The sequence below is a fragment of the Oleiphilus sp. HI0061 genome (assembly GCF_001635675.1).
Genome location: NZ_LWFE01000273.1, coordinates 1 through 678 on the forward strand (window position 1 = coordinate 1; position 678 = coordinate 678).

The following is a 678-nucleotide window of genomic DNA, read 5'->3' on the forward strand; positions in this document are numbered from 1 at the left end:
CCAAAGAAGCCACCCATGCCCATTGCGACCATTTGCTTGAAACTATCGCTTACGCCAAGTGTTTCCCATACCACATGTGGCGTTAATAGGCCCACAAAGTGCCCCATCAAAACCATAATGATACCCACGTGGAAAGGGCGGCTGCCTTTTCGTAATTGAGCACTTTCTAACATCTGGCTTGAACCAGTTTTCCAGGTATATTGATCGCGGTCGTAACGCACAATCGAACCTAAAACGAACACTGCCAAAGCAATGTAGGGNTAAATTCCAAAGAATAAATGATTTAAGTAATCCATTTTCTTATCCTCTCTTATCGGAGATAGAAGATTGTGACGAGGACGGCGTGGCATCAAAACCTACCCAGTTAACCGGGATATCTTGGTCACGACGCTGAGCTTCGCTGGGTCGACGCGTTGAAGACTCGCAGCTTTTATCTAGTGACTCAGCACCAAACTTCACTTCTTCCTCTTCCCATTCTTTGTCGATTGCTTTTTTCGTGTCATCTCGCTTCTCATCAGCGATTTGCTCACGAATTTCGTCCAATTCGATCTTACTGTCAGCAAAGTCCAGAAGCGCCTCAAACAAAACCGAGTAATCACTTTTACGTTTTTCCAAGCGACACTGGATCAAGCCTAAAATATGCTCCATTTCCTGCAACCAATTCTGGGCGTTCTCTTT

1 protein-coding gene and 1 pseudogene are annotated in these 678 nt (G+C 45.2%); both read right to left on the reverse strand.

The window, feature by feature from the left end:
* A partial coding sequence (gene narI, locus A3735_RS03540; RefSeq protein ID WP_068637594.1) for a respiratory nitrate reductase subunit gamma occupies positions 1–296 on the reverse strand: 296 nt, incomplete at its 3' end.
* 4 nt (positions 297–300) lie between these two features.
* Positions 301–678: pseudogene (locus A3735_RS03545) on the reverse strand (nitrate reductase molybdenum cofactor assembly chaperone); the annotation flags it as partial.